The sequence below is a fragment of the Bacillus cereus group sp. BfR-BA-01492 genome, from assembly GCF_022662815.1.
Classification (GTDB): domain Bacteria; phylum Bacillota; class Bacilli; order Bacillales; family Bacillaceae_G; genus Bacillus_A; species Bacillus_A cereus_BD.
In genome coordinates, this window is the sequence record NZ_JAKUEH010000052.1 from 1 (window position 1) to 549 (window position 549).

The window sequence follows — 549 nt, forward strand, 5'->3', positions numbered from 1 at the left end:
TCATCAATTCTCCATAGAAAGGAGGTGATCCAGCCGCACCTTCCGATACGGCTACCTTGTTACGACTTCACCCCAATCATCTGTCCCACCTTAGGCGGCTGGCTCCAAAAGGTTACCCCACCGACTTCGGGTGTTACAAACTCTCGTGGTGTGACGGGCGGTGTGTACAAGGCCCGGGAACGTATTCACCGCGGCATGCTGATCCGCGATTACTAGCGATTCCAGCTTCATGTAGGCGAGTTGCAGCCTACAATCCGAACTGAGAACGGTTTTATGAGATTAGCTCCACCTCGCGGTCTCGCGACTCTTTGTACCGTCCATTGTAGCACGTGTGTAGCCCAGGTCATAAGGGGCATGATGATTTGACGTCATCCCCACCTTCCTCCGGTTTGTCACCGGCAGTCACCTTAGAGTGCCCAACTAAATGATGGCAACTAAGATCAAGGGTTGCGCTCGTTGCGGGACTTAACCCAACATCTCACGACACGAGCTGACGACAACCATGCACCACCTGTCACTCTGCCCCCGAAGGGGAAGCCCTATCTCTAG

1 rRNA gene is annotated in these 549 nt (G+C 54.1%); it reads right to left on the reverse strand.

Annotated features, from left to right (window positions below):
• Window positions 1-17: 17 nt before the first annotated feature.
• A 16S ribosomal RNA gene (locus MR063_RS21520) occupies window positions 18-549 on the reverse strand; the annotation flags it as partial.